Raw genomic sequence first — 23243 nt, 5'->3', positions numbered from 1 at the left:
ACCCCTATCCGGGTCCGGTGCAGTGTTCGAAGGTCTCAATGGACGGGGGGTTCCGATTGGATGTGAGTCTGGTGTTCTTCTTGACTTGGACTCTGTCCATCGTAGGATCAGTTCCGGTGATAGCCAAGGGACAGGAACGACCAAGTGCGGCAGGAGACCCCGTGTCGGCGTCCGCGCCCCCGACCGCGCCCCCACTGCCCTCTGCCTCGACTGCTCCCACTGCCTCGACTGCTCCCACCCCCCAACGCCTGAGTACCGTGCTCCGCCTGGTCCGGAAGGATTCTCATGACTGAGAACACTGAGAACAATGACGCAATCGTCGTAGACGCCAAGACCGAGGGCGGAGGTGGCTGCCCGGTCGCGCGCGCGCCGCATCCGACACAGGGCGGGGGAAACCGCCAGTGGTGGCCCGAGCGCCTCAATGTGAAGATCCTGGCCAAGAACCCGGCCGTGTCCAACCCGCTGGGCGGCGAGTTCGACTACGCCGAGGCGTTCAAGACCCTCGACCTCCCGGCGGTGAAGCGGGACATCGCGGAGGTGCTGACCACCTCCCAGGACTGGTGGCCCGCCGACTTCGGCCACTACGGCCCGTTCATGATCCGGATGGCCTGGCACAGCGCGGGCACCTACCGGATCAGCGACGGCCGCGGCGGCGCCGGGGCCGGCCAGCAGCGCTTCGCCCCCCTCAACAGCTGGCCGGACAACGTCAACCTCGACAAGGCCCGCCGTCTGCTGTGGCCGGTCAAGAAGAAGTACGGGCAGAGCCTCTCCTGGGCCGACCTGATGGTCCTCACCGGCAACGTCGCCCTGGAGTCGATGGGCTTTGAGACCTTCGGCTTCGGCGGCGGTCGTGCCGACGTCTGGGAGCCCGACGAGGACGTCTACTGGGGTCCCGAGTCCACCTGGCTCGGCGACGAGCGCTACACCGGCGACCGGGATCTGGAGAAGCCCCTCGGCGCGGTCCAGATGGGCCTCATCTACGTCAACCCGGAGGGCCCCAACGGCAACCCGGACCCGCTCGCCTCGGCCCGCGACATCCGTGAGACCTTCCTCCGGATGGCGATGAACGACGAGGAGACGGTCGCCCTGGTCGCCGGCGGCCACACCTTCGGCAAGACCCACGGCGCGGGCCCCGCGGACAGCGTCGGCGACGACCCCGAGGCCGCTCCGATCGAGGACCAGGGCTTCGGCTGGAGGAACTCCTTCGGCACCGGCAAGGGCGGCGACACGATCACCAGCGGCCTCGAGGGCATCTGGACGAACACCCCGATCACCTGGGACAACAGCTTCTTCGAGATCCTCTTCGGCTACGAGTGGGAGCTGTTCAAGAGCCCCGCCGGCGCGCACCAGTGGCGGCCCAAGGAGGGCGCCGGCAACGGCACCGTCCCGGACGCCCACGACGCGTCCAAGACCCACGCCCCGACCATGCTGACGACCGACCTCGCGCTCCGGGTGGACCCGGCCTACGAGCAGATCTCACGCCGCTTCCTGGAGAACCCCGCGGAGTTCGCGGACGCCTTCGCCCGGGCCTGGTTCAAGCTGACCCACCGTGACATGGGCCCGGTCGTGCGCTACCTCGGCCCGGAGGTCCCGAGCGAGACGCTGCTGTGGCAGGACCCGCTCCCGGCGGCGACGGGCGAGACGCTCGGCGCCGAGGACATCGCCGCACTCAAGGGCCAGATCCTGGCCTCGGGCCTGTCCGTCTCCCAGCTGGTGTCCGCAGCCTGGGCCTCGGCCTCGTCCTTCCGCGGCAGTGACAAGCGCGGCGGCGCCAACGGCGCCCGGATCCGGCTCCAGCCGCAGAGCGGCTGGGAGGCCAACGACCCCGACCAGCTGGCTTCGGTGCTGCGGACCCTGGAAGGGGTGCAGCAGGCCTTCAACGCGGGCGGCAAGCAGGTTTCGCTGGCCGACCTGATCGTGCTGGCCGGTGGCGTGGGCGTCGAGCAGGCCGCCAAGGCCGGCGGCGTCGACGTGACCGTCCCCTTCACGCCGGGCCGGGTGGACGCGTCGCAGGAGCAGACCGACGTCGAGTCCTTCGCCGCGCTGGAGCCGACCGCCGACGGGTTCCGCAACTACCTCGGCAAGGGCAACCGGCTGCCGGCCGAGTACCTGCTGGTCGACCGGGCGAACCTGCTGACCCTGAGCGCCCCCGAGCTGACGGTCCTGGTCGGAGGCCTGCGCGTGCTGGGCGCCAACCACGAGCAGTCCTCGGTCGGCGTCCTCACCACCACCCCCGGGTCGCTGACCAACGACTTCTTCGTCAACCTGCTCGACCTGGGCACGACCTGGAAGCCGACGTCCGGGGACGCCAACACCTTCGAGGCGCGCGACAGCGCCACTGGTGAGGTCAAGTGGACCGGCAGCCGGGTCGACCTGGTCTTCGGGTCGAACTCCGAGCTGCGCGCGGTCGCGGAGGTCTACGCGAGCGATGACGCCAAGGAGAAGTTCGTCAACGACTTCGTCGCGGCGTGGGCCAAGGTCATGGACCTGGACCGGTTCGACGTCGCCTGATCACGACGCTTGATCGAGCAAGACGTCCAGGTCGGCCGCACCCGCCGATCTGGACGTCTTCTGCTGTCCGCGGTCACCGCAGCCGGGCGCCCCAGACGGACGTGGTCGATGCGCCGGGCTCCAGCCGGATCAGCTGCTCACCGCTGTTGAAGGCATTGGGAGGGCAGCTCATGGGCTCGACGCCGAGGCCCGTGCGGCGGCGGTCGGGTGCCAGGGTGTCGGCGGTGTAGACCTCGATGTACGGGTAGGACTGGTCCACCCACAACTCGGTGATCGCGCCGTCCCCGCCCAGCAGCCGCACGACGGCCCGGTCGTCCTGGTCGCGTCCCAGGTCGGTGAAGGCGAAGTCGCACTCCAGCCCCTTCAGCGACCGGCCCTCCCTGAAGTCGAACGGTGTGCCCTCCACCTGTTCGGTGCCGGTGGGCAGTTGCCGGTCGGGGTCGGTCACCACCCTGGTCGCGGCGTCCAGGGTGAGGGTGGCGGAGTCCAGGCCGTCCGAACCGGGGGAGAGGTAGGGGTGCTGGCCGCAGCCGTAGGGCGCGACCCGTTCACCCGCGTTCACCGCGGTCGTGGTCACGGTCAGCCCTTCCGGCCCGAGCCGGTACTCCACCTGCACGTCGAGGGTGAAGGGGTAGCCCTGCAGCGGATGCAGCACGGCGGCCATGGTGATGGCGGCGCTGCCCCGGTGCACCGGCTGCCAGGGGCGCCAGCGCAGGAAGCCGTGGATGGCGTTGTGCTTCTCCGGCTCGGTCAGCGCGACCTGGTACTCCTCGCCGTCGAAGCCGTAGCGGCCGTCGGCGAGACGGTTGGGCCACGGGATCAGCGGAGCACCGTGCGCGCCGTCGCACATCGCGTCGACCGGGTACGGGTGCAGCACGTCGCGGTCTCCGACGCCGTAGCTGCGGATGCCGCCACCGACCTCGACGACGGTGGCGTGCTGCTCGCCGAACGCGATCTCGTACTGCTGTCCCGAGGGAGGGGTGAACATGCGGCGGTCGCCTTTCTCCAGGTCGGACGGTCGGGCCCGGGTCGGTAGGTCGGTCGGGCTCAGGTGGATGGGGTCGGGCGCGGGCTCAGGACTTCTTGCGTCCCTTGGCTGCCGGCTGCCGCGTCGGCTTCCTGGCGGGGGTCTCGTCCAGGGCCCCGGCCGCGGTCTCGTGGTGGGCGCGGATGAACCAGTGGAACTGCTCCAGCGAGTGGAGGTGGCCGATGAGCATGTCCTCGGTCACCGGGTCCGCGTCGCCGGACGCCTGCGCGGCCTTGCGGTGGTCGGTGATGATTCCGGTGTAGACGTGGTCCAGGGCGACCAGGTGCTCCAGGGCGTCGGCCCGGCCCAGCTTGTAGTTGTCCCAGGTGCGCTCGCTGACCAGGGTGCCGGGGGTGCCGTCGGGGGAGCCGCCGAGGGTGGCGATGCGCTCGGCGGTCTCGTCGACCATGGCGCGCACGGCTTCGACCTGGGGGTCGATCATGGTGTGGACGGCGATGAAGTGGGGGCCGACCACGTTCCAGTGCACATGCTTGAGGGTCAGCGCCAGGTCGTTGAGCGCGTGCAGCCGCATCCGCAGCCGGTCGATGACCTCGCGGGCCTGGTCGGGAGCCATGCCGGGAACGGTGTAGCGGGGGGTGCTCATAGCGGTGCTGCCTTTCTGTCGCGGTGCGGGTGGTTCGGATGGTGCGGGTGCTGCAGGCACGGTTTTTCGCCTGCCCCGAGTGTCGGCTGGTATGTCTGGTTCGCCGGATTCGGCCGCTGTCCGGGCTCCACCCGGCCGCACAGCGCGGATGAACTGGGGCTCCATCAGCGCAGGGGGGGACGAGTCCGGGTTGGTGGGACGAGTCCGGGCTGGTGGGTCGGCGGCCGGGACCCTGCCCTACTGTGCCTCCGGGGAGGGGGCCGGGGAGCCGGTCCATCGCCGATGAAGGATCCAAGACGAGCCACGAGGACGCACTGATGCTGGAGATAGGAATCATTGGTCTGGGGCGTATGGGTACCCCCATCTGCGCCAATCTCGCCACCGCGGGACACCAGGTGACCGTCTTCGACATCGCACCCTCCCGCGAACAGGCCGCGCTGGCCTGTGGGGCGTCCTGGCGGTCCAGTGCCTGCGAGGTCGCGGCGGCCGTGGACGTGCTGCTCACCGTGCTGCCCGGCCCCACCGAGGTCCAGGCGGTGATGAGCGAGGCGGTACTGGACGCGCTCGCACCGGGCTCGACCTGGATCGACATGTCCAGCAACTCGCCCACCGCTGCCGCCCCGATCCGCGAGCGGGCCCAGGCCCGCGGCGTCGGTGTGCTGGAAGCCCCGATCGGCGGGAGCCCGGCTGACGCGGCAGCAGGCAAGCTGCGGCTGTTCGTCGGCGGGGACGGCGACCTGCTCTCCCGCCACCGGTCCCTGCTGGGCGCCGTCGCCGATCCGGACCTGATCACCCATGTCGGCGGGCACGGCGCGGGCTACACCCTCAAGCTCCTGGTCAACCTGCTCTGGTTCGGCCAGGCCGTGGCCACCGCGGAGGCACTGCTGCTCGGGAGCCGGGCCGGCATCGACCTCGACCTGCTGCGGAACACCCTCGCGGGCAGCGCCGCGAGCAGCGAGTTCATCCGCCGCGACCTGCCGTCGCTGTTCGCCGGAGACTATCTGGCCTCGTTCGGCCTGGACCACATCCATGACCAGCTGGCCATGGTCACCGCGCTGGCCCGCGACCTGGACACCCCCCACGACGTCACCGAGACCGTCCGCCGGCTGCACCAGCAGGCCCTGGAGCACTACGGACCCGCCGACGGCGAACTCCTGGCGGTCGCGCTCCTGGAGGAACGCGCCGGAATCAAGCTGCGCCTGCTCTGACCGGCGAGCGCACTCGACCCGCGCCGGCCCGCCCTCAGCGCTTGCGGGACCTCCCGCGTCTGGCATGCCGGGACCGCCGGGAGCTGCGCGCAAGTGGGCCGGCGAGTGCGGCTGCGAGCAGCAGCGGCACGCAGAGCAGGAACGTCGCGGTCATCGGGCGTCGTCCGAGTGTTCTGGCTCCATGCAGAACGCCTGGCCCCGATGCCGGGCTCGAAACACAGGTTCACCCAGGAGAGGATGAGCGGGGGACCAGAACCAACTGTTCCGGGCGCGGATCTGACAACCGTAGGAATCCGACGAAGGATCAGCACGGTGCCGCACTAGGATCCGGTGGGTGATCGAAATCGAAGCCCTTCTCAGGACCCACGTCGAAGCCTTCAACACCCGCGATCTCGAAAGGCTGATGGCCGGGTTCGCGGAGGACGCCGTGTGGATCACGGGCAGGACGAGGGTGCGGGGTCGCGCCGAGCTGACCGAACTGTTCGCCGGTGCTATGGAGGGTCTGCTGCCGACACTGACGATCCAGAACCTGATCGTCGGCCAGGACCGGGCCGCCTGCCAGATGGTCGAGGTGTTCACCTTCGACGGCGCGGAGCGCACTGACCACATCGCAGGGTTCTACGGAATCGCGAACGGGCGGATCACTTCGGCGAAGATCTACCGGGAAGGCAGCGCCGACGTCGACTGACGGTCCGGCAGCAGGCCGCGGGCCCGCACGTGGCCGCAGGGCCAGCCACGGCTGTGGGCTGCTGCCCCGTACTCCGCCGCCACCACGAGGATCTCTGGCTGGGGAGAGCTGTCACGCATGACGGCAAGGGGGACGCCCCGAAGAGACAGCATGCGGACCATCATGAGCCGTTCCCGTCCGGGTGTCCACCCCATTTTTTCTGCGTCGGCGGGCCCGCGCTGCATTGAGCGGCCGGCGTGCGGGTCCATCCTGGATACGGACACCAACCATGCGGGTGAAGGCGTGTTTCCGAGGCGAGGAGATTCACCATGACTGAGCTCAAGCCCCTGCGGACGAAGAATCTCGATGCCCAGTACGGCACCGCGACGCTGGAATGGGACCGGGTGGAAGCGGTCATCGCCGCCTTCAAGGCCGGGCCCGGCCGTTCCTGGTTCCTGGGTACGGTCCGTCCGGACGGGCGCCCGCACGCGGCCGGGATCGGCCATGTCTGGTACGAGGGCGCGATCTTCCTCACCACGCATCCTGAGGCGCAGAAGACCCGCAACCTCCTCGCCGACCCGCGCTGCACCGTCTCCGCGGGCCTGGCGGACTGGGACTTCGTCTTCGAGGGCGAAGCCGTCCGCGAGACGGATCCGGCGGTCCTGGCGGCGGTCACCGCCAAGTACCGCGAGGTCGGCTGGCCCGCCGAGCCGGACGGCGACGTCGTGGCCGCTCCGTACAGCGCGCCGAGCGCCGGGGCCGGGCCCTGGCACCTGTACCGGATGACGGTGCACACGGTCGTCGCCACCGCGATGCAGGAGCCGCACGGTGTGACGAAGTGGTGGTTCCGCTGAGCGGGCCTGCGGGGAACGGGCGGCGGTGGGGGTGGCCTGCGTACCGCGGCGTCGCCCGGTCGGGTGTGGTCAGCTCTTGACGTACTTCACGGGGTGAATCAGCCAGTAGAAGTTGATTCCGTAGCCCCATCCGTAGGCCTTGGGAGTGAACAGCCGGTGGTCGTCCGGATTCCAGGCCCGGGAAGCGATACGCGCACGCGTGGGGGTACGCACATCGAACGGTAGGCCTGCGAGAGTGCCTCGGCGCTCGGAAGGTTCCTGTTCCGGTTGAGGCATGACGATCTCCTTCGCTCGACGCCGCAACCAACGCGTACCCCCGGCAGCGACGGCTGACACGTGCGGACGGGGGCACGCCGGGTCCCTCGCCGTGAGCTGAGTGATGCCGGAACAGATCGACAGACGCTCCCGCTTGGGACCTGTGCAGCCAGACCGTCTGCCGACGTGCCGTCCGAGGCGCTACGGTTGGCGAAGAGTCGTCTGTGAGGAGTCAACCTATGGCCGCCCAGCACGCTGAGATGCCGACGAGTCCGCACATCCAGCCGATCGGCCACACGATCCGTGAGATCGGGGACGCGCTGGTGGGCGAACGGCGGCAGGCCTTCCTCGAAGAGGTCATCGGCGCCGAGCCGGACGCAGTGGTGGAGGTCATGTCGCGCTGGTGGTTCGAGGTCATGCTCGACCAGGTGCCCGGCCGCGACGAACGCCTGCGTGATGCCCTGGCCGGTAGCGCCCCGGTGGAGCTTCCGGACCTGATCTCCGGCGAAGGCGAATGACGGGACCCGCTCAGCCGGCCTGGCGGGCGGTCCTGGACGACCAGGCCGCCCAGATCCTGCTCGCGATGCACAAGGCAGGCGACGTCCGACTCCACGACGGAGTCGTGCTGTTCCTGCGGTCCCTGGCGCTCGAAGTCGGTGCGGGGTTGGCACTCGGCCGACGCCCAGCCGGTACGCGGCTGGCCGACGGCCGCTACGCCGTGGATGTGCGCAGCGCCCCGGTCCTGATCTACTACGTTCCAGATCCGGTGACCCGGACGATCCGCATCAGCGACCTGATATGGCTGGCCACCTGACGCCGCGGCAGTCGCCCGGACCCCCGCCCCAGGACGACCAAGCGGCAGGCGAGGTGCTGCACGGGCGCGGCTGGCGCAAGGCGTTCACCGTCACCGAGATGGTCGACCCTGTCGCAGTTCCACCGGGTCGGCCGTTTCGATCCCGACGACATGTGGTGGTGGCGCCGTCACCCGCGCATTCTTATCGGCGACCTCGGACGCGCGCTCCGCTCAGCCGGCGCCGTCGACCTGTCGCCAAGCCCTTGACCTGCCCGCTACTGGGCCTCGTGTTTTGCGAGGAACAGCAGAGCGTGAGGGCGACCGGACCACGTCGCGTCCGGATGACCGACGTGAATGTCGACAGTGATGCCCGAGCCCTGTTCGGGGCCGCCGCCGAGGAATGCCTCAAGCTCGAAGACGATGTCATCAAGGTCTTCCTGCACTTCGGGAGTGCGCGCGCCGATGGCGAAGTGGAGGACGATCGCACCCGGGCGAGGCTCGATCGCGATCCCGCGAAGGTCCGGACCGATCAGTCCCAGCGCTGCTTGACCAGCTTGAATCAGGAGGTAGTTCCTCCGCAGCAGTGTGCGCTCGTCGGCCGCCGAGATTCGGGGTCGTAGTACTGCCGGGCGGGATGATCCACGCCCAAAGAGTATCGCCCGCCCGCCAGGACCAAAGAGCCCCCACGCGGCGCGGTTCCCGCGCTCGACCGGGAATCCTCGATCGGGCCCGCGCAGTTCAGCCGCCCCGGCCCGGGCCAACTTCGGGTGAGGTCCGCCCCCGTTGGCCACCCGCGGGCCCCTCACGGGTGGGTGGCTCAGGCTCTGCCGCGCGGCGTTTCAGGCCAGTCGGTCGGGGATCGGGGCCAGCGTGTAGTTGTTCCAGACGTAGGCGTCCATCTGGTGCTGGTCGCCGGAGAGGTTGATGACCCGGTCGACCTTGCCCTCGCCGTTGAAGTGCCACACCAGGGCCCAGGTTGTGTCGACCTTGCCGACCCCCTCGGTGGTCCAACCGCGGTGGATGTCGACGACGTAGTCCTCACTGGCCTCCAGGAACAGCGGCTCGGCCTGGAAGCCGGAGGTGCCGAGCTGGGTGAAGAAGGCCGCGACCTCCTCCACACCGTGCTTGGTCCCTGACAGTGGGTGGTGACCCGGGATGGTCCACTCGACATCGTCCGTCAGCACCGCCCGCATGCCGTCGAGGTCGTAGCTGGCATAGGCCGCGAAAAACCTGTTGATGGCGTCGATCTTCGAGGTTTTGTCACTCATGGTGTCAACTCTTTCGATTATCTGACTGGTTGTCGGTCTACCTGACCCGTCCTGCTGGGCCCCGCCGCATCGGAGCAACGCCTCGGGTGATCACCCCCGGGGCGTCGCGGCGGCGAGGGCCTGGACGGTGGCCGGCAGGAGTCTGTGCTCGGCGGCGAGGACGCGCTCGGCCAGGCTCTGCGGGGTGTCGTCGGGCAGGACGGGGACCTCTTGGCGTGCGATGACGGGGCCTTCGTCGTACTGAGCGGTGACGTGGTGGACGGAGGCGCCGGTGAGGGTGTCGCCGGAGGCGAGGACGCTCTCGTGGACGTGGTGGCCGTGCATGCCCGGGCCGCCGTGGCGGGGCAGCAGGGAGGGGTGGATGTTGAGGATGCGCCCGCTGTAGGCGGTCAGCATGGCCGGGCCGATCTTCTTCATGTAGCCGGCGGTGACGACCAGGTCGATGTGGTGCTCGCGCAGGGCGTCGAGCATGGCGTGGTCCAACTGCTCCGGGTCCGGGTGGGTGCGGCCGGACAGGTGCAGGTCGGCGATGCCGTGCTCGCGGGCGTGGGCCAGGGCGCCGGAGGCGCTGTTGTTGCTGATGACCAGGGCGACGGTGAACGCGCTGTCGGGGTTCTCCGCCGCGGTGGTGAGGGCGCGGAGGTTGCTGCCGGTGTGCGAGACGAGGACTGCGACCGTGAGCGGCATGTTGAGCATCATGGCAGGGCCCGCCGACCGTCGGTTCGGCGGGCCCTGCCGGCTGACGGGGGGTCAGCCGGGCCGTCGAGACCACCGGCCGGGAGACCCTATGTTGGTTACATTTACGGCCGCGAGAAGCGCCTCCCGCGGTCGGGGGAGGCGGCGGTCGAGGCTAGGCGATTCTCAGCAGGTCCTGGAGCACGTCTTCGAGGGTGGTCCGTGCCAGTTCCTTGCGGAGGGTGGTTTCGATCCCGTCGTAGACGGTGGTCAACGCGGGTGCGATGCCGTGGCCCACGACGCACTCGGGATCCGGCGTCGAGCGGTGCAGGGCGAAGACCGGCCCCGACTCCACCGCCTGGTAGACGTCGAGCAGGGTGATCGCCGACAGGTCCCGCGACAGCGTCCAGCCGGCGCCGGCGCCCCTGCGGGAGTCGGCCAGTCCGGCCTTGCGCAGCTCGGCCAGCAGGCGACGGATCACCACCGGATTCGTGTTGGCGCTCATCCTCACTGCCTCCTCTTGTAGTAACCACAATAGTTACGACCGAGGGCGGCAGGCCCTGGCTGCGGACCGCGTGGCAACACCCCGTGAGCTCCTTCGCGCGCCTGCGGGGTCCTCCGTGCTCGGCGTGCGTACGATCGCCGGATCAGCGTCGTTCGCGGAGGGCATGCAGGTATGACGGCCCGACAAGTGAGCACCTGGGGCAACAGCCCGTTCGGTGCTCGCGTTGTTCGGCTGTACCGGCGTTCCTCCCAGGTGGAGTTGATGCACCGGGCGCTGGGCTTCGCGGCGCTGGGCTTCGTCGCCCTGATGCCGCTGCTCATCGTCATCGCGTCCATCTCGCCGGTGGCGTACGGCGGCTTCGGGCAGTGGGTCTCCAGTGCGATGGGCCTGTCCGGCCCGTCGGAGCGCATTGTGAAGCGCCTGTTCGCTCCGTCGCTTCAGGTGCTGAGCGGCACCGACGCGCTGGGTCTGGCGATCGTGTGCGTGTTCGGTCAGACCTTCGCCTCCAGTGTCCAGACCGGCTATGAGAAGGTCTGGGACCTGCCACCCCGCATGCTGCACCGCCTGTGGGAGCAGGTGCTGTGGCTCGCGGCTCTGACCGGCCAGTTCTACGCGGAGACCCTCATCTCGCATATCCCGGCCCCATGGACAGGGATGGTTCACGTGCTGATCTGGACTCTGCTGTTCTGGTGGGGGCAGTGGATTCTCCTCGGCAGACGGGTGTCCTGGGATGCCCTTCTGCCTGGCGCTGTCTTCACCATGGCCGGGATGATCGGCCTGCTCGGATTCTCCAAGCTCGTGTTCACCTCCATGGTGGTCTCCACCGCCGCGACCTACGGATCGGTGGGCACCGTCCTCGTCGTCGTGACCTGGATGGTGGCCGTGGGGTTCGTCGTCTTCGGCGGAGCGCTGCTGGGCGAGCAGTGCCGGGACGGCAGCCTCGGCGGGGACTGACGCTTTCGGTGACCTCACCCCGCAGGGGTCAGTAACGGCCGGGACGGGGAGACGGCACCGGCGCCGGACGGCGGGAAGTGGCCCGCCGGCCGGCGCCGGGACGTAGGTGAGCGGTGGAGCGGTGGAGCTACGGGGAGACGGTCACCGAGTCGATGTTGGCAGCGCCGACCGCGGTGCTGCCGGTGACCCGGATGGTGTTGGCACCTGCCTTCAGGGACGCGGAGATGGTCGCGGTGGACCAGGTGTCCCAGTTGGCCGTGATCGGGAAGTTCAGCGTGCCGAGCGAGGTGCCGTTGACCGAGATGGTCGAGGGCCGCGCCACCGTTGTGCCGTCGGAGTACCGGAAGCTCAGGGTCTTGGTGCCGGCGGCGGATGCGGTGACCGGGATGTCGACGTAGGCGCCGGTCGCGTTGGCCGGGTTGGCGAAGCCGGTACCGGTGAAGCCGAGGTGGTTGGAGTCGAACGTGCCACCGGAGGACAGGGAGCCGGCCTCCGCCTCGAACAAGGTGCCAGTGGGCGGCGGGGTGGTGGTGCCGCCGGCGAGGCTGGTGCCGAGGGTGTTGAGGGCGTTCTGGACCAGGGCTTGGGCGTTGTTGCTGAGGTTGGCGTTGGTGCCGTTGACGACCCAGGAGGGGCCGGAGAAGATGGCGACGGTGACGCCGTTGTCGACGCCGCCGGTGGTGCCGCTGCTGGGGATGCCGAGCAGGCTGGCTGCCTTGACGGACGCCTCGCCCAGTTCGCGGGAGTCGTTGTCGGAGGTGGTCTGGGAGTTCCCGGTCTGGGTGTCGCCGAAGATCGCGCCGATGGCCTTGCCGTTGTAGAAGACCAGGGCGAACTGACGGCCCGAGATGCCGTGCTCCTTGTAGAAGAAGTGCGGGCAGGGGCTTTTCTTGTCCCAGCAGTCGTCGCCCAGCACGTAGAACGGCACGTGGTGCGCGGCCAGCTGCGCGCCGTTGCTGTCCTGGAAGGTCGTGTCGCCCTGGTGGTCGGGGTCGGGGTCGGGGTCGCTGCCGTCGTCGTCGATGGCCATGCTGGAGGTGTAGACGAAGACGCCCGATGCGGGCTGGTAGACGTTGACGTTCTTGGCGCGGGTCTGGGTGTTGATGTGCGGCAGGGTGTTGACCTGGGTCGCGGACGTCGAATGCTGCTGGATGGCAGCCAGCACCTGCGCGGCGGTGTACGTGGTGGCGGCCGGCGCAGCAGCCGCCGCGGGAGCAGCGGCTCCTGTGGCGGTGGTGAGGGTCGTGGCAGCGTCGGCGTTCGCGATGGCCAGCGGGGTGGCGAGCGCGAGGACTGCGGCCGTGCCTATGGCAAGGCGGGTACGGGTCGATGACATGGCGGTGGGGAGCCTCCGTCAATCGGTTAGTAAGGATGATTAACCAATCGAAGCACCTGTGACCCCTGGCACGCAATCATCTCGTTAATAAGATTTACGAAATTTCGGCGAGCGGCCGGTGCTGCGAGCCCCGGTCCGACGGTCGCTGACGGGTGTTCAGTGCCATGCCGTGCCGTGCCGTGCCATGCCGTGCCGTGCCGTGCAGTAACGGCGCGACGGCGAACGTCAGTCGAAGTGGGCGAGGGTCGGCCAGAGTTGGGCCCAGGTGCCGCGGGGCTGGCTGCAGACGTAGATCGCGGCGTGTTGTTCCGTTTCCTGGTCGCTCACTCCGTTCATCCGGATCGGGGCGATCTCCGTCACCGAGGCCCACCACTGGTGCAGTTGGGCGGCGTCGAACTCGCCCACGCACAGCGCGACGTCCGGGCGTCCGGGTGGCGGGCCCCAGAGCGCGTAGGTGTTCTGCGAGTTGACCACCGGCTGGCTCAGGCCCTGGGCCGGGCCGAGGATCGTCAGTGCGCCTGCCTCGCCGTAGTTGCTGGTGAAGATCGGGGTGCCCGGCGGCAGCGTGGCGGCGGCCTGCCGCACCTGATCGACGAACCCCGGCCACCCGTAGGTCTCGATCACCGTCGGATTCAGGGGCCGCACGACATTGGCCGCACTCACTGGCAGGACCGGCAGCCCGATCAACAGGGCGATCAGCGCGGACAGCCCGATCGGCCTCGCCAGGCTGCGCCACCCCTTGGCCGGATCCCGGACCCACTCCGTCGACTCCAGTCGCACCGCCCCCGCCGCGAACAGCCCGGCGATGACGGGCGCCGGGTAGTACGCCTTCCCGCCGCTGGCCGTGAACACCACCACCGCCACCCCGCGACCACCAGCACCCACCGGTGCGCGCGGCCGGCCGGGGAGGCCAGCCAGCGGACGCCGAGCACCCACAGCATGAGCAGCGGTGGACCGGCCAGCAGCACGAGCAGTGGAAGCTGTGCCAGGGAACCCAGTTGGCCGCCCTGTTCGGCAGCGAGCGACCGGGCCATCCGCAGGTTCGGCCAGCCGTGCGCGGCGTCCCAGGCCACGTTGGGCGCGGCCAGCGCCACCGTCACCACCCCGGCGAGCCACGGTCCGGCGGTGCGGATGGCTTCGCGTCGCAGCAGCGCCAGACCGACCACGATGCCGAGGAGCAGCACGGCCAGGGTGTCCTTGTTCTCCAGGCCGATGCCCGCGGTCACTCCGGTGGCCAGCCAGGACCCCGTGCTGCGCAGCCGCAGGGCGCGGGCGACCAGGACCAGCACGGCCACCCACACCAGCTGGTCCACCACCGTCGTGCCGAACAGCAGCGACGAGGCCACGAACACCGGGCAGGCCGCGATCGCGGCCGCGGTGATGGTCTGCGCGCGGCGTCCGCCGCCGAACTCGGCTGCCAGTACGGGCGTGAGCAGCACGCAGCCGACCTGCGCGGCCACCGCCAGCACCCGCAGCGGCAGCACGCCGCCAGGAAGTTCGGCGGCCAGCCTGGCGAGCAGCGGGGTCAGCGGTGGCTGGTCGGCGTAGCCCCAGGCCAGGTGGCGGCCGCAGATCACGTAGTAGAACTCGTCACGGTGCCAGCCGTACCGGGTGGCGACCGTCAGGTGCACCGCTGCCACGACCGCGGCGACCAGCCACACCGGACGCCAGGCCATCCGCGGGCGGCCGAGCGCCGGCGGAGGAGTGGGTAAGGCGAGTTCGGCGGTGCCGGTCATGGCTCTCCTCCATGATTGGTCGGGAACGCGGCGATGAGCAGGTGGCGCACGGTGCGGCGGCAGTCGTCGTCGGTCAGCATCCGCGAGTCCTGGTCCTCGTGGCGGTGCATGGCGAACCAGGCGACGGTCTCGACGATGAACCGGGCGGCGACCGGCACATCGGGCACCGGACGCAGCCGGCCGGCCGCGATCCGGGCGGCCAGGTAGGCGCCGAGCTGTTCGACCGTCGCGCGCCGCTGCTGCACGAAGTACCACTGGGCCAGCTCGGGCAGGTGCTCGGCGCAGCGTTCGACCAGTTGCAGCGTCAGTCGGTTCTGCTCGACGAACGCGTACAACTCGTCGATCACAGCGCCCAGTTCGGCCGCGGCTGACAAGTCGGACGACCCGGCCGAGGCCCTGGCCAGGAGTGGAAGTACGGTTCGGTCGCCGGCCCAGGACTCGACCAGCGCGATCACCTCGTCGGCGGGCGGAGTCGGCACCGGCACGTCCAGCCCGGACACCGCGTCCGGCCGCAGAACCCGGGTCAGCGCCAGGTGGAGCAGCGCCTGCTTGCTCTTGGCGTAGGTGTAGACCGCGCCGTGGCTGAGCCCGAGCGCGTCCGCGACGTCGGAGATGCCCGCCGGGCGGAATCCCCGTGCCAGGAACACTCGCACCGCCGCATCGGCGATCTCCTCCAACGGCCGCATCGGCATCCGTCCGCGCATGCAGCTCATCGTAGACTGACTCAGTCAGTCACTCAAGCGCTTTCCAGCCTTGCGCGGTGAGCCGAGGGCCAGCGGCGGACGGTGGCGAAGTCGCTCGAACTGGGGGCGCGGCATATCGACATCGGCCAACTCCCGGAGGAGGGGCACGTGGTGCTCGCAGACCCGGAGGGCAATGAGCTCTGCGTGATCGAGCCGGGCAACAAATTCCTCGACGAGGACGGATGGGTCGACACCGGGACATTCCGCGGACCGGCGAGTGCGAGGCGCCGTACGGCCGGTTATGCCGGGGAGCCGTCAGCTGGGAGGAGAAGGGCGAGCTCTCGGATGTCGTGGGGATCGAAGGTGCGCCGCAACGCCTTGGCCACTTCCGAGGGGCGATCGACGAGCACGTCGCGCACCAGACGCTCAAGGGGCTCCACGTCGACTTCCACGCAGAGGCTCAGCAGTTGGTAGTTGCAGCTCGGATCTGTGACGGTCGCGTCGCCATGGGCGCCGGCCTCCGCTGCATCGCGGACGAACGTGGCGACTTCGCTCAGGGTCAATCTCTGGTTCGGTGTGGAGGACTCGATTTTCACTGCCCGGGTGGAGCCCGGTTCTTTGCCGCCCCGAGCCGGATCCGAGGACCGCCTTGCCCCTTCGGCCGGGGAAAGCATGGTGGAATCCGGGACGGCATCTGTTGCGAGCAGGCGAGCGAGCAGGAGAACGTCATGGGGACTGAGGTTGCGCCGCACCATGCCGACCGCCTCCGTGAGGCGGTCGGTGTGCACCTTCCTCAGCAGACGGTCGACAGGCGGGAGTGCGACTTCGACGCTGAGGATCCACAGCGCCTGTTTGTGATACCTCGGTGGGGTTCCCGCCTTGACGGTCTCGTCGCCGCGGGCTCCCATCCGCCTGGCGTCCCGGATGAAAACGGCGACGTGGTCCAGGGTCAAAGTCAGCACGGTCTGGTGCTCGACTGTCACCTTCCGCGTGCTCATCGGTGCGCCCTCGGCCCTGGAGTGGCCGCTGAGCTGCCCGGCACTATCGGCCGCCGCAGGCGCATCGCAGGCCTGGGGACCATCCGAGTCCAGGAGGCGAGCGAGTTCCAGAACCTCGCCGGGGCGCAGACTGTCCCGTAAAGCCACGGCCGTTGTTTCCGGGCTCTCCAGGCGCACCGTCAGCGGCATGTAGGCGTTCGTACTCGCGACGTCGACGCATATCCGTTTCAGCCCGCAGCTGAAGATCTTGGCCTCGCTGTCGACGCACCGGCCGCCACAGGCTCCCAACCGCGTGGCCTCCTGGGTGAACGCGGCCAGATCCTCCAGGGTCAGTATCTGCTTGTCCGCTGCCTGGCACTCGACCACAGCGGTCCGCTTGATCCAGTCCGGCTGCCGAGGCGGCGTCGCGCGATTCCGGGACGTGCCTGTGCCCAGGAAACGAGCGAGTTCCTTTAGGTCGTGAGGACTGAAGTGGCGCCGCAACGCCTCCGCCACCTCCGGAGGAGGCCCGACGTACATACTCGCGCAAAACCCGGCAGCCGTCGGGTCCACCTCGATACTCACCTTCCGGAATGCGTACCGCCACAGACGGCTGTCGAAGGAGATGTCCTCGTTGCCGAGGGCACCGCTGCGCCGGGCGTCCTGAATGAATGCGGCGAGGTCGTCCAGGGTCAGGAACCGGTTCCCCGGAGCCTTGAACCGGACCTTCCTCTTCGGCGAGGCCGTCATCAGTTCCCCTCATCGAAAGCGACGGAAGACCGCGCGCTGAACCTACCCTGCGGCGCGTTTTCGGGGGACTTGAACTCTGCCGATCAGTCGGGTTCGGCACATCTAGTCCTGAGTACTGGGAGATCCGGAGGGCCATGAGTTCTGCGTGCTGACCCCGCGTTAGCGCGGCCCTCCTACGCGGCCGGTTCGGGCACCGTACGCACGACGAGTGCTGCCGACGGCTGCTCCAGCGCGTCCGCTCCGTGCCCGCGCTGCCGGGCGTCCCGGCGGGCCAGGCCCGGGGAGGGGCCGGTGCCGACCACCCGGCCGTCGCTGACGGCGAGCCAGGTGCCCGGCGGCAGGTCCTCGGGCACGTCCACGGCCAGCAGCGCGGCGGTGACTGCCGCCGCCGGCGTCGTCCGACCCGGCTCCATCACCAGCGCGGCGGCGCCGGAGCGCCACTGCACGGTGCTGCGTTCCGCGCCGAGGCGGCGGGTCCAGAAAAGGTGCTGAAGGACGATCAGCGGGCCGAGTGCGGTCAGCAGCGGAAAGCCGGAGGCCAGCAGTCCGAGGCCGAAGAGCAGGCTGACCGTGCTGGTCACCAGCAGGCCCACCGCAGCCGCCCACCACCCTGCCGCCCGTCCGAACGCCTTGGTGGCGACCAGCGGGAACAGCACCAGCAGCAGCAGGTCGCCCAGGCCGACGCCCACCGGCTTCGCGCCGCCGGTCAGGGCCAGCAGCGGTGCGAACGGGCGGTTCTGGACCTGCGCGGCGAAACGCCCGGTGACATCGGTCAGCCCGGTGGCCGCCAGGTCGTAGCAGGCGAGGACCGCGGCGAAGACCGCGACCTGGGCGGAGCGCAGTCCGCTCTGCGTCCAGAGGTTGGCCACGCCGACCACCGCGAGGGCCAGCACGGCGTCCGTGCCGATCCTGGACGCCGAGGACAGTCCCGCGACGGCGCAGGCCCCGGTGGCCGCCGTCGCCGCGAGGGCCAGGGCCCAGGCCCTCGGCCCGGCGAGCAGCGGTGCCAGGGTGAACTGGACGGCGGAGCAGAACACCAGGCCGAACAGGGCGGAGACGGCGACACCGGGCAGGTCCAGGTAGAGGAACGGCGCGAGTACGACGCCCACGCACAGCACGGCGACGTCCCCGGAGGTGTAGACCCCGACCGGCGGCCTCGGCATGCGCACGCGCCCGAGGTAGAACGCGGCGGCGGCGGTCAGCAGGGCCACGCAGCCGCTGAGCCCGACCAGCGCGACCGCCTGCCCGCTCATCTGCCGTTCCAAGTAGCGGTAGCGGTAGCGGCGGTGGCCAGGGTGGCCGCGACCGGACGCGGTGACTCGAAGCTGTGCTCGTGCAGGTCGGCCCGGACCGGGGTGGTCGGCGGCAGGTCGGCCCGGTCGTCGTGCAGGACGATGCCCGCCAGCGGCAGTCTCGCCGCCTGGGCGCGTTCCTCCAGCCGCCCGCGCAACCCGGCCGCGGGCAGGCGTCCCACCAGCAGGTGCAGCAGGATCCCGCCGCCGGGTTCCCCGGAGAGGGCGTAGCGGGCCGGCAGCGGCACCTCGGGCTCCGCCTCGATGAGGTCGAGCAGGTCCTTGGTGGTCAGCGCGGTGCTCATGGGGCCGTTCCAGCGGCCCAGCACCGGGGAGGTCGCGGGCACGTGCGCCAGCTCGCAGCCGGGCGGCCCGGCGGGCAGCCGGACCAGATCCCCGGTGGCGTAGCGCAGCAGCAGTGTGCACTCCCGGTACGGCACATAGGGCGTGTGGACCACCGTGCCGATCTCGCCGGGCGCGGTGGGCTGCCAGGTCAGCGGGTCGAGCACCTCCAGGTGGCCGAACTCCGTGGTGTGGTGCAGATGGCCCTGCGAGCAGGGGGTGCCGCAGGAGGGGAGGGTCTCGGTCATCACATAGGAGGTGGACACCGGGGCGCCGAACGCGGCCTCGGCGCGTCCCCGCAGCGGTTCCGAGAGCACCTCCCCGCCCACGGCGATCCCCTCCAGGCCGAAGTCGCCCGCCTCCCAGCCGTGTTGCTCCGCCTGCTGCACCAGGGCGGAGAGATAGGACGCGGAGGTGGTGAGATGGGTGATCTGCGGGGCCTTGCCGGGCAGGCCCAGCGGGGCGGCGAGTCGGTCCAACGCCAACTCCGGTGCGATGGTGCCGAACTGGACGAAGCCCGCGCCCAGCCGGGTGGTCGACTCCTCCGCCCCGACCAGGGGCAGGGTGGCGCGGGAGCAGCCCGCGAAGGCGACGGTGTGCCGGGGACGCAGGCCGAGGCCGAGGGCCGCGGAGATGGTGCTCAGGGCGAGGAAGGTCTCCAGTTCGCCGCGCGAGTACCAGACCGCGGTGGGCGTGCCGCTGGTCCCTGTGGTCAGCGCCATCAGCGCCGGCGAGGACGCGCTGGACACAAAGGCGCCGGGCAGGCCGCGCAGGGCCTGCTTGGGAGTGATCGGCACCCGCGACCAGCTGTCCTGGTCGAGCGCGTCCGGGTCCAGCCGGTCCGGGTCCAGGTCCAGGCCCTCGAAGACCTGGCGGTAGTAGGCAGTGTGGCGGACCGCGGCGCGGGCCGTGGCCCGGAGGACTCCTGCGGGTGACGGTGCGGCGTACCTCGGGGTCGATCTGGCCGGCCTGGCCCGGCAGCAGCGCCGAGTCCTGGCCCGGTTCGCCGAACTCGGCGAGGGTGGCGACGAGATCGCGGGCGATCCGGTCGAGATCCTGCGGTCTGATCCTACGATTCGTCAGGACCGCCATACCGTAGCGGAGTTGACTGACGGCGGTGCCGAACACAAAGCCTCCTGGAGCCTGGGCCGGATCTGCTTTCCCCGGCCCAGGCCGGGGTTGGTCCAGGTCAGGCGATGTGCAGGAACATCGCGGCAGTCAGCGTGCTCAGGGCGTACTTGAGGTAGTGCTTGACCATGGTGGGTCCTCCCTCGTCCGGGGCGACGGGCGATCGGCCACGCCGCTTCCAAAGAAAGCCAAGAGCCGGGTGTGGCTCCTGAGCAGCGGCAGTATACGGAGCAGAAGCGTTTCGCACAACAGATGGCATGTGCAGGCAACTTGTCTTGAAAGCAACGAAGTTGACGATCTATTCGCTCGCACCCGCCGCGGTGCCGGATGATCGGAAGCATGCTGGTCGAGCTGGAGAAGATCACGGAGTTCCCCGGGAGCCCTCGGCTCGCCGCCCAGGTGCGGACGTCCTTCGGCGGCACGTCGGTGCGCTGGTGCGGGGACCCGGCCGCGGAGCCGGGTGACTACCACGTGGAGTGGACCGTCGACGAGGACGTCACCTGGGGTCTGAACGCCAGGCCCGCCATCGGCTCCGGGCCGGGGGTTCGTGCCGACGGTCACTGCGTCGTGCTGAGAGGACGGCTGAATCTCACCGAGGACGGCGCCGCCGTGTTCGACCTGGACGGCGCGCCGATCCTGCTGGACCTGACCGATCCGCTGCCCGAGGGCGTCGCCGGCAACTGGGTCGAGATCTTCGTAGAACGCGAGAAGGTCGCTCTCCACCCCTACGACCTGTGACCAGGCAAGGGGCGTGGCGTGGGGACGCGGCGTCGGTACGTGGCTCTGTCAGACCTCTGGGCCAGGATGAGTCGCATGACACCGACCAGTGCCCCGCTCGCTGCCGCCCTCACCGACCATGACTCCTACCTGCAGGCCGTCGCCACGGCGCGCACGGCGGCCGAGGCCTACTACGGCGACGGCGAGTCCGGTCTGGACGACGACGCCTACGACCGGCTGCTGTGCGCGATCACCGCCTGGGAGGCCGACCACCCGGAGCAGACGGCGGCGGATTCGCCGACCCGTCAGGTGGCGGCCGGGGTCACCTCGGGCGAGGTGGCGCACCGGGAACGGATGCTCAGCCTGGGCAATGTCTTCTCCGCCGAGGAGCTCACCGCGTGGGTCGCGTCGCTGGAACGGCGACTGGGCGGGCGTCCGGCGGCGGGGTGGTCGGTGGAACCCAAGCTCGACGGCGTCGCCCTGGCCGCCCGTTATGAACACGGACGCCTGGTGCAGCTGGTGACCCGCGGCGACGGCAGCACCGGCGAGGACGTCTCGCACGCGATCGGCGCGGTGCTGGGCCTGCCGACGCGGTTGGCGGAGCCGGAGACGGTGGAGGTCCGCGGGGAGGTGCTGATGACCACCGCCCAGTTCGAGGCCGCCAACGAACTGCGGCTGGCGCACGGCGCGCCGGTGTTCGCCAACCGCCGCAACGCCTCCTCCGGGTCGCTGCGGGCCAAGGAGCGGGCCTACCAGGTGGAGCAGACCTTCCTCGGCTACGGCGCACTGACCGCCCCCGAGCACACCACCGACCTCACCCTGCAGGACCTGACCCACACCCAGCTCGTCGCCCGGCTGGCGGCCCTGGGCGTCCGGACCACCCTGGACACCGAAGCCGCCACCACCGCCTGCGCCGACCTGGACCAGGTCCTGGCCCGGATCGCCGACATCGGCGCCCTGCGCACCACCCTCGACTTCGAGCTCGACGGGGCCGTGATCAAGGCCGACACCCCGGCCGACCAGGCCCAGGCCGGAAACGGGTCACGCACCCCGCACTGGGCCACCGCCTGGAAGTTCCCCGCCACCCAGAAGATCACCGTGCTGCGCGAGGTCCAGTGGAGCGTGGGCCGCACCGGCGTCATCGCACCGCGCGCCGTCCTGGACCCGGTCACCGTCGCCGGTACCACCATCACCTACGCCACCCTGCACAACCCCGCCGACATCACCCGTCGCGACCTGATGATCGGCGACCATGTCACCGTCTACCGGGCCGGCGAGGTGATCCCGCGCGTGGAAGCGCCCGTCACCACCCTGCGCACCGGCACCGAACAGACCATCAGCTTCCCCGAGGTCTGCCCCCGCTGCGGCGCCGACATCGACAAGTCCCAGGAACGCTGGCGCTGCGCCCGTGGACGCGCCTGCGGGCAGGTGGAGGCGATCCGCTACGCGGTGGCCCGCGACGCCCTGGACATCGACGGCCTCGGCGAGAGGATCGTCGTCCAGCTGGTCGACCTCGGCCTGATCGAGGACTTCGCGGACCTGTTCACCCTCACCCGAGACCAGGTGCTGTCGCTGGAGCGGATGGGGGAGCGCAGCACCGACAAACTCCTGGCCGCGATCGAGAGCGCCAAGGGCAAGCCGCTGAACCGCGTCTTCTGCGCCCTGGGCGTGCTGGGGACCGGGCGGTCGATGTCGCTGCGGATCGCCGGGTCCTTCGGGTCGATGCAGGCCGTCCGGGACGCCACCGCGGAGGTGCTGGAGGCGGTCGACGGGATCGGCGGCGAGAAGGCCCCGGTGATCGTGGCCGAGCTGCTGGAGGTCGCCCCGGTGATCGACAAGCTGATCCGAGCGGGGGTCAACATGACCCAGCCCGGAGTGATCGCGGCCTCGACCGTGACCGCGACCGCGACCGCCGCCGACCCCGACGCGGTCGGCGCCGAGGACGCACCCGAGCCGGGGGCGCTGCCGCTGGCGGGGCTGACGGTGGTGGTGACCGGCGCGATGAGCGGGGTCCTGGCGGAGCGTTCCCGCACGGAGATGAACGAGCTCATCGCCCGGGCCGGCGGGAAGGCCTCCTCCAGCGTCTCCGCCCGCACCCACCTGGTGGTCGCGGGGGAGAACGCGGGCTCGAAGCTGGACAAGGCCCGGACCCTCGGCATCGAGGTGCTGACGCCGGAGGAGTTCGGCCGACGCCTGGCCGCTGTCCTGGACTGAGTGTCCTACCGTCCTTCGGGGGCTCCGGTGCGGGCTTCGGCGGCGTGGGAGACGGCTTCGGCGACCGGATCGGGGCCTGCGGCGAGCTCCAGGACGAGGCCTGCGGTGGAGGGGGCGTCGAGCAGCGCGACCAGCACCTGGGCGACATCGTCCCGGGTGACGTCCCCGATGCTGCGCTCCGCGGTCAGGCGCACCTTGCCCGTGCCGGGCTGGTCGGTGAGGGCCGCGGGGCGCAGCACCGTCCACTGCAGGTCCAGGGCCATGAGGTGTTCGTCGGCAGCGGTCTTGGCCTGGATGTAGGCGGCCCAGACCTCGTCGGCCTGGGCGGGGGGCGGGCTGCCGGCGCCCCGGGTGGAGACCATCAGATACCGCTTGACCCCGCCTGCAGGGCCGATTCCGCGAGGAGGACGGCGGCCTGGTGGTCGACGGTGTGCTTCCGGGCCGCGCCGCTGCCCGGCCCCGCGCCGGCGGCGAAGACCACGGCGTCCGCCCCGGACAGGATCGCGGCCACCTCCTCCCGCGAGGCCGACTCCAGGTCGCGGACGGCCGGTTGGGTGCCGTCCGCCGTCAGGTCGGCGGCGTGGTCCGGGTTGCGGATGATCCCGACGACGGTGTCTCCCCGGGCAACGAGGAGTCGGCCGAGGGACCGGGCGATCCGGCCGTGGCCTCCGGCGATCACGATCTTCATGAGGTTCTCCTGAGTACGGAAGGGTGGGCCGAACGGTCGTCCCATGGAACGGTAACCGC

22 protein-coding genes and 3 pseudogenes are annotated in these 23243 nt (G+C 70.3%); 11 read left to right on the top strand and 14 right to left on the bottom strand.

Annotated features, from left to right (window positions below; all coding sequences use genetic code 11):
• Nucleotides 1–285 precede the first annotated feature (285 nt).
• Nucleotides 286–2511 (top strand): catalase/peroxidase HPI, encoded by a 2226-nt coding sequence (gene katG / locus ACXKR8_RS04025; protein ID WP_458271514.1) that lies wholly within the window; start codon nucleotides 286–288, stop codon nucleotides 2509–2511.
• 73 nt (nucleotides 2512–2584) lie between these two features.
• Here katG and ACXKR8_RS04020 read toward each other — a convergent pair whose 3' ends face one another.
• Together ACXKR8_RS04020 and ACXKR8_RS04015 are read right to left on the bottom strand one after the other, a co-directional pair.
• Nucleotides 2585–3499 carry an aldose 1-epimerase family protein gene (locus tag ACXKR8_RS04020; protein ID WP_458271513.1) on the bottom strand — a complete coding sequence of 305 codons (915 nt, stop codon included), beginning with the start codon at nucleotides 3497–3499 and terminating at the stop codon, nucleotides 2585–2587.
• 85 nt (nucleotides 3500–3584) lie between these two features.
• Nucleotides 3585–4142 carry a Dps family protein gene (locus ACXKR8_RS04015; protein WP_458271512.1) on the bottom strand — a complete coding sequence of 186 codons (558 nt, stop codon included), beginning with the start codon at nucleotides 4140–4142 and terminating at the stop codon, nucleotides 3585–3587.
• A gap of 317 nt (nucleotides 4143–4459) precedes the next feature.
• On the opposite strand from ACXKR8_RS04015, the gene ACXKR8_RS04010 reads away from it, so the two are divergent.
• The 3 genes from ACXKR8_RS04010 (at nucleotide 4460) to ACXKR8_RS04000 (ending at nucleotide 6871) form a co-directional block, all read left to right on the top strand.
• Nucleotides 4460–5350, top strand: coding sequence for an NAD(P)-dependent oxidoreductase (locus tag ACXKR8_RS04010; RefSeq protein ID WP_458271511.1), 891 nt, complete (start codon nucleotides 4460–4462; stop codon nucleotides 5348–5350).
• 334 nt (nucleotides 5351–5684) lie between these two features.
• On the top strand, nucleotides 5685–6038 hold the full coding sequence (locus tag ACXKR8_RS04005) for a nuclear transport factor 2 family protein (protein WP_458271510.1): 354 nt from the start codon (nucleotides 5685–5687) through the stop codon (nucleotides 6036–6038).
• Between the two features lie 308 nt (nucleotides 6039–6346).
• Nucleotides 6347–6871, top strand: coding sequence for a pyridoxamine 5'-phosphate oxidase family protein (locus ACXKR8_RS04000; protein WP_458271509.1), 525 nt, complete (start codon nucleotides 6347–6349; stop codon nucleotides 6869–6871).
• Nucleotides 6872–6940: 69 nt separating this feature from the next.
• Here ACXKR8_RS04000 and ACXKR8_RS03995 read toward each other — a convergent pair whose 3' ends face one another.
• Nucleotides 6941–7147, bottom strand: coding sequence for a DUF5808 domain-containing protein (locus ACXKR8_RS03995; RefSeq protein ID WP_458271508.1), 207 nt, complete (start codon nucleotides 7145–7147; stop codon nucleotides 6941–6943).
• A gap of 218 nt (nucleotides 7148–7365) precedes the next feature.
• Here ACXKR8_RS03995 and ACXKR8_RS03990 point away from each other — a divergent pair, with 218 nt between their 5' ends.
• From ACXKR8_RS03990 to ACXKR8_RS03980, 3 genes are all read left to right on the top strand, one after another.
• Complete coding sequence (locus ACXKR8_RS03990; protein ID WP_458271507.1) at nucleotides 7366–7644, top strand: hypothetical protein; 279 nt, start codon at nucleotides 7366–7368, stop codon at nucleotides 7642–7644.
• Complete coding sequence (locus ACXKR8_RS03985) at nucleotides 7641–7940, top strand: hypothetical protein (protein WP_458271506.1); 300 nt, start codon at nucleotides 7641–7643, stop codon at nucleotides 7938–7940. The genes ACXKR8_RS03990 and ACXKR8_RS03985 overlap by 4 nt, the downstream gene beginning before the upstream one ends.
• 320 nt (nucleotides 7941–8260) lie before the next feature.
• The gene (locus tag ACXKR8_RS03980) at nucleotides 8261–8539 is read left to right on the top strand and encodes a hypothetical protein (RefSeq protein WP_458271505.1); all 279 of its coding nucleotides are present in this window, start codon (nucleotides 8261–8263) and stop codon (nucleotides 8537–8539) included.
• 219 nt (nucleotides 8540–8758) lie between these two features.
• Here the strand turns inward: ACXKR8_RS03980 and ACXKR8_RS03975 are convergent, their stop codons facing one another.
• The 3 genes and pseudogenes from ACXKR8_RS03975 to ACXKR8_RS03965 all read right to left on the bottom strand — a co-directional run.
• Nucleotides 8759–9187 (bottom strand): nuclear transport factor 2 family protein, encoded by a 429-nt coding sequence (locus ACXKR8_RS03975; protein ID WP_458271504.1) that lies wholly within the window; start codon nucleotides 9185–9187, stop codon nucleotides 8759–8761.
• Nucleotides 9188–9277: 90 nt separating this feature from the next.
• On the bottom strand, nucleotides 9278–9874 hold the full coding sequence (purN, locus tag ACXKR8_RS03970; protein ID WP_458271503.1) for a phosphoribosylglycinamide formyltransferase: 597 nt from the start codon (nucleotides 9872–9874) through the stop codon (nucleotides 9278–9280).
• Nucleotides 9875–10037: 163 nt separating this feature from the next.
• A pseudogene (locus ACXKR8_RS03965) lies at nucleotides 10038–10364 on the bottom strand (Rrf2 family transcriptional regulator); the annotation flags it as partial.
• Nucleotides 10365–10628: 264 nt separating this feature from the next.
• On the opposite strand from ACXKR8_RS03965, the gene ACXKR8_RS03960 reads away from it, so the two are divergent.
• Entirely contained in the window at nucleotides 10629–11321 is a 693-nt protein-coding gene (locus ACXKR8_RS03960; protein ID WP_458271502.1) for a ribonuclease BN, read from the top strand.
• Nucleotides 11322–11448: 127 nt separating this feature from the next.
• On the opposite strand, the gene ACXKR8_RS03955 is transcribed toward ACXKR8_RS03960, so the two are convergent.
• From ACXKR8_RS03955 to ACXKR8_RS03940, 4 genes are all read right to left on the bottom strand, one after another.
• Entirely contained in the window at nucleotides 11449–12657 is a 1209-nt protein-coding gene (locus ACXKR8_RS03955; protein ID WP_458271501.1) for a glycoside hydrolase family 75 protein, read from the bottom strand.
• Between the two features lie 225 nt (nucleotides 12658–12882).
• A complete protein-coding gene (locus tag ACXKR8_RS03950) occupies nucleotides 12883–13281 on the bottom strand; it encodes a hypothetical protein (protein WP_462100317.1) in 399 nt (132 codons plus the stop codon).
• Between the two features lie 71 nt (nucleotides 13282–13352).
• Complete coding sequence (locus ACXKR8_RS03945) at nucleotides 13353–14393, bottom strand: glycosyltransferase family 39 protein (protein ID WP_462100316.1); 1041 nt, start codon at nucleotides 14391–14393, stop codon at nucleotides 13353–13355.
• Nucleotides 14390–15097, bottom strand: a complete 708-nt coding sequence (locus ACXKR8_RS03940) for a TetR/AcrR family transcriptional regulator (protein WP_458271499.1) — start codon at nucleotides 15095–15097, stop codon at nucleotides 14390–14392. Before ACXKR8_RS03940 ends, ACXKR8_RS03945 begins: the two co-directional genes overlap by 4 nt.
• Before the next feature lie 63 nt (nucleotides 15098–15160).
• On the opposite strand from ACXKR8_RS03940, the pseudogene ACXKR8_RS03935 reads away from it, so the two are divergent.
• A pseudogene (locus ACXKR8_RS03935) lies at nucleotides 15161–15325 on the top strand (VOC family protein); the annotation flags it as partial.
• A 50-nt stretch (nucleotides 15326–15375) separates the two neighbouring features.
• On the opposite strand, the gene ACXKR8_RS03930 reads toward ACXKR8_RS03935, so the two are convergent.
• The 3 genes from ACXKR8_RS03930 to ACXKR8_RS03920 all read right to left on the bottom strand — a co-directional run bounded on the left by ACXKR8_RS03930 (nucleotide 15376) and on the right by ACXKR8_RS03920 (nucleotide 19234).
• Nucleotides 15376–16803, bottom strand: coding sequence for a hypothetical protein (locus tag ACXKR8_RS03930; RefSeq protein ID WP_458271498.1), 1428 nt, complete (start codon nucleotides 16801–16803; stop codon nucleotides 15376–15378).
• Between the two features lie 173 nt (nucleotides 16804–16976).
• Nucleotides 16977–18056 (bottom strand): hypothetical protein, encoded by a 1080-nt coding sequence (locus ACXKR8_RS03925; protein ID WP_462100315.1) that lies wholly within the window; start codon nucleotides 18054–18056, stop codon nucleotides 16977–16979.
• The gene (locus ACXKR8_RS03920) at nucleotides 18053–19234 is read right to left on the bottom strand and encodes a phenylacetate--CoA ligase family protein (RefSeq protein WP_462100314.1); all 1182 of its coding nucleotides are present in this window, start codon (nucleotides 19232–19234) and stop codon (nucleotides 18053–18055) included. The genes ACXKR8_RS03925 and ACXKR8_RS03920 overlap by 4 nt, the downstream gene beginning before the upstream one ends.
• Before the next feature lie 670 nt (nucleotides 19235–19904).
• On the opposite strand from ACXKR8_RS03920, the gene ACXKR8_RS03915 reads away from it, so the two are divergent.
• Nucleotides 19905–20303: a hypothetical protein gene (locus ACXKR8_RS03915; protein WP_458271495.1), complete on the top strand. Its 399-nt coding sequence runs from the start codon at nucleotides 19905–19907 to the stop codon at nucleotides 20301–20303.
• Between the two features lie 75 nt (nucleotides 20304–20378).
• Complete coding sequence (gene ligA / locus ACXKR8_RS03910) at nucleotides 20379–22496, top strand: NAD-dependent DNA ligase LigA (protein WP_458271494.1); 2118 nt, start codon at nucleotides 20379–20381, stop codon at nucleotides 22494–22496.
• 5 nt (nucleotides 22497–22501) lie between these two features.
• Here ligA and ACXKR8_RS03905 read toward each other — a convergent pair.
• A pseudogene (locus ACXKR8_RS03905) lies at nucleotides 22502–23184 on the bottom strand (SDR family oxidoreductase).
• Between the last annotated feature and the right edge of the window lie 59 nt (nucleotides 23185–23243).

The organism is Streptacidiphilus sp. PAMC 29251 (assembly GCF_054208735.2).
Note: the sequence above shows the minus strand (reverse complement) of the source record. Positions and strands in the feature narration are given on the sequence as shown.